2 protein-coding genes are annotated in these 4467 nt (G+C 71.3%); both read left to right on the top strand.

Translation table 11 applies throughout. The features are described from left to right. On the top strand, nucleotides 1-2953 hold a 2953-nt coding region (locus ACFC09_RS45750), incomplete at its 5' end, for an SDR family NAD(P)-dependent oxidoreductase (protein WP_376539095.1). Further along, nucleotides 2950-4467, top strand: a 1518-nt coding sequence (locus ACFC09_RS45745) for a beta-ketoacyl synthase N-terminal-like domain-containing protein (RefSeq protein WP_376539093.1), incomplete at its 3' end; no start/stop codon positions are given. The genes ACFC09_RS45750 and ACFC09_RS45745, both read left to right, overlap by 4 nt.

Raw genomic sequence — 4467 nt, 5'->3', positions numbered from 1 at the left:
CACCCACGTCGACCTGCCCACCTACCCCTTCCAACGCACCCGCTACTGGCTCGACATCCCAGACACTCCCACCGACGCCACCGGCCTCGGCCAGGACCCGGGACACCACGGGCTCCTCGCCGCCGTCGTGGATCTGGCCGACGACGGGGGCACGGTGTTCACCGGCCGCCTGGCCCTCGACACCGTCGGCTGGCTCGCCGACCACGCGGTGCTCGACTCGGTCCTGCTGCCGGGTGCAGCGCTCGCCGAACTGGCACTGAACGCCGCCGAGTACACCGGGACGACCGTCGAAGAGCTCGTGATCGAGGCGCCGCTGGTCGTCCCCGACGAAGGCGCTTCGCGGCTGCGGGTCAGCGTCGGACCGGCCGACGCGGGCGGCGGCCGTTCGCTGACCGTGGATTCGCGGCCCTCCGACGATGACGGTCCCTGGCTGCGCCACGCCACCGGGACGCTGGCCGACAGTGCCGCTGCTCCAGGCCCGACACGGATCCCCGACGACCCCGAACTCGGCAGCGCCGGGTCGTGGCCGCCGGCTGACGCGCTGCGCATCGACCTCGCCGACGCCTACTCCAGGCTCGCCGACCACGGCCTGCACTACGGTCCGATGTTCCAAGGCCTGACCGCGCTGTGGACGCGGGGAGACGACGATCTCTTCGCCGAGGTGTCGCTGCCTGAGGGCACTGACATCGACGGCTTCGCGGTGCACCCGGCTCTGCTGGACAGCGCCCTGCACCCGGCGGCGCTGCGGAACGTAAACGACGGGCAATTGCAGCTGCCGTTCTCGTGGGCCGGACTCGTGCTGTCAGGGGACACTGCCTCCGGTCCGGTCAGCGCCGCGCGCGTCCGGCTGACCCGGACCGGGACGGACGCCTACCGGTTGGTCCTGGCTGACACGGAGGGCCGCTCGCTGTTCACCGTCGAGCGGTTGACCAGCCGCCCGATCGATCCGGCGAGGCTGGCTGCGGCTCGGCCGGGGGCCGCGGCGCCTGCGGTCGTCACCTGGGTGCCGCTGCCGACTCAGGCTTCTGATCCGATGGAGGCATCGGATCCGGAGCCGCGTTGGGCGCTGTTCGGCGCCGTGACCGACACGATGTTCGAGCATTGTGATCAGTACTCGGATGTCGCGGAGGTCGTCGCGGCGGTGGAGCGGGGTGAGGGGCCGGAGTTCGTAGTGCTGCCGGTTCCGGCGACGGAGATCGGGGGCTCGCTCGACCTGCCGTCCCGGGTCCGTGCCGTCCTCGGGGACGTGACCGCGGTCTTGCAGGCATGGCTCCCCGAAGACCGACTGGCGGAGATTCCGTTGGTCGTCCGGACCGTGGGCGCGGTCGACATGTCCGACGGGCTGCCGGTCGACATTCCCGCCGCCGCCGTCTGGGGCCTGATCCGGGCCGCGCAGCGGGAAGAACCGGGCCGGTTGTTCCTCGTCGATGTCGATACCGATTCTGATACCGACACCGATCCGGAGGCCGACCACACCGCCGTCCCGTCCTTCATGGCCGCCGGCCGGCCCGAGACGGTCGCGCGCGCCGGTGTCGTCCACGAACCCCGCCTGGTCCGTACGGCCCCCGGTGCCGGGGTCGACACCGACCCGCCGGCCGACCTCAGCACCGGCACCGTCCTCGTCACCGGCGCGGCCGGAACCCTCGGCGCCGTCGTGGCCCGCCACCTGGCAGCTGCCCACGGTGCCCGCGATCTCCTCCTCGTCGGCCGACGACCGGCCGACGACCCGGCGGTCCTCGCACTCCAGGCCGACCTCGCGACCCTCGGCGCCACCGGCATCTGGGCGTCGTGCGATGTCGGCGACCGCGCCGCACTCGCCGCTGTGCTCGCCGCGATCCCGATCGAACGCCCGCTGACCGCGGTGTTCCACGCGGCCGGCACCCTGGAAGACGCCCTCGTCGCGAACCTCGATCCGGGCAGCTTCGATACAGTCTTGCGTCCGAAGGCGGATGCGGCGTGGCATTTACATGAGTTGACTCGTGGCGCCGATCTTGGGGCGTTCGTGTTGTTCTCGTCGTTGGCCGGGACGTTGGGCAGTGCAGGTCAGGCGAATTACGCGGCAGCGAACGCGTTCTTGGACGGTTTGGCGGCGTTGCGGCGTGCCGAAGGGCTGCCGGCGCACAGCCTCGCCTGGGGCCTGTGGCAGGCCGAAGGCGGCATGGCCGCGGACGTCGACCGAGGCGCGGGCGGACGGATGCGCCGCGCTGGCGTTCTCCCACTGTCGGCCGAAACCGGGGTGGCCCTGCTCGACGCGGCGCTGCTCCGATCGGAGCCCGCCCTGGTCACTGCGAGCTTCGACAACTCGGCACTGCGAGAGCAGGCCGCCGGCGGCACTCTGCCCGGCCTGCTCCACGGCTTCGCACCGACCGGGAACGCGCGGAACGCCGGCTCTCGGACCGGTGCCGACGGCGCGGCCCGCCGCGCGTCGGCCGAGAGCCCGGACCGCCTTGTCAGCACCCTGTCCGGCATCCCCGAGAAGGAACGCCGCCGTGTGCTCCTGGACCTGGTGCGGCGGCACACCGCCGTCGTCCTCGCCTACCCGTCCCCCGAGACACTGGAGATCCGCAGCGGACTCCTCGACCTCGGCTTCGACTCCCTCACCGCGGTCGAACTCCGCAACCGGCTGGCCGCCGCTACCGGGCTGCGCCTGCCCAGCACTCTTCTGTTCGACCACCCGACGATCGCAGAACTCGCCGACCATCTGCACGACAGGCTCGACGACGGCCCGGCCGCCGCGGTGGACGCCGTCCTCGCCGAACTGGACCGGCTGCGGACGCTGGTCGCGGCGCTGCCCGGCGACGGAGCCGGCCGGTCGGAGATCGATCGGCGGCTGGAAGACCTGCTGCGGCTGCGAAGCCGCCCCGGCGCGGACGCGCCACCCGCCGCCGCGCTCGACGGCGCGACCGACGAAGAACTGTTCAGCGTGCTCGACGAGGAATTGGGGCTGACATGACCACGGGGGCCGGTGCGGAGGACAAACTCCGCGACTATCTGAAGCGGGCGACGACCGAGCTGCGGCAGACGCGGCAGCGGCTGACAGAGCTCGAAGACCGGGCCCACGATCCGGTGGCGATTGTGGGGATGGCGTGCCGTTTCCCGGGTGGGGTGTCGTCGTCTGCTGATTTGTGGGGTGTGGTGGCTGACGGTGTGGATGTGGTGGGTGGGTTTCCGTCGGATCGTGGTTGGGATGTGGCGGGTCTCTACGATCCGGAGCCGGGTCGGGTGGGGCGTTCGTATGTGCGGGAGGGTGGCTTTCTGAGTGGGGTGGCGGATTTTGATCCTGCTTTCTTCGGGATGAGTCCGCGTGAGGCGTTGGCGACGGATCCGCAGCAGCGGTTGTTGTTGGAGACGACGTGGGAGGTGTTGGAGCGGGCTGGGGTGGATCCGTTGTCGTTGCGGGGGAGTGCGACGGGTGTGTTCGCGGGGGTGATGTACAACGACTACGCGGCCCGCATCCGCGACATACCCGAGGAGTTCGAGGGGCTGCTCGGCATGGGCAGCGCGGCGAGCGTGGCCTCCGGCCGCCTGGCGCACACCTTCGGCTTCCAGGGCCCGGTGGTCAGCGTGGACACCGCCTGTTCGTCTTCCCTGGTAGCCCTCCATCTGGCGGTCCGCGCCCTGCGATCCGGCGAGTGCGATCTAGCGGTCGCCGCCGGGGCGAGCATCATGGCGACACCACAGCCGTTCGTGGAGTTCTCACGCCAGCGCGCCCTGTCACCGACCGCGCGCTGCAAGTCCTTTGCGGACGGCGCGGACGGTGCGATCTGGTCCGAGGGTGTCGGCGTGCTGTTGGTGCAGCGGGTGTCCGACGCACTGGCCGCCGGCCGCCCGGTCCTGGCCGTGATCCGCGGCACCGCCGTGAACTCCGACGGCACCAGCAGCCAACTCACCGCCCCGAACGGCCCGTCGCAGGAACGCGTCATCGCTGACGCCCTCACCGACGCCCGCCTGACCAGCGCCGACATCGACCTCCTCGAAGCCCATGGCACCGGCACCCCACTCGGTGACCCGGTCGAGGCCCACGCACTCCTAGCCACGTACGGCCGAGGCCGCGACACCACCCGGCCGCTGTATCTGGGCTCGATCAAGTCGAACATCGGCCACACCCAGGCAGCGGCCGGCATCGCGGGAATCATCAAGGTCGTCGAGGCGATGCGCCACAGAGTGATGCCTGAGACGCTGCACGTGGACCAGCCGTCGGCTCGGGTGGACTGGGCAGCGGGAGCGGTGCAACTGCTGACCGGGGCGCGGACGTGGGAGGCGCGGGGCGATGGGAGCCCGCGTCGGGGTGCGGTGTCGTCTTTCGGGTTGAGTGGGACGAATGCGCATGTGGTGTTGGAGGCGGGGCCTGGGGTCGCGGATGTCGGCGTGCCGGTAGTGGCTGCGGGTTCGGGTTCCGGTGATTCGGTGTCGGCTGGGGTGTCGGTCTCTGGTCCTGGTGTCGGCGGGTCGGCGTCGGGTTGGGTT

Origin of the sequence: Streptomyces sp. NPDC056161 (genome assembly GCF_042268025.1) — a bacterium.
Classification (GTDB): Bacteria; Actinomycetota; Actinomycetes; order Streptomycetales; family Streptomycetaceae; genus Streptomyces.
Note: the sequence above shows the minus strand (reverse complement) of the source record. Positions and strands in the feature narration are given on the sequence as shown.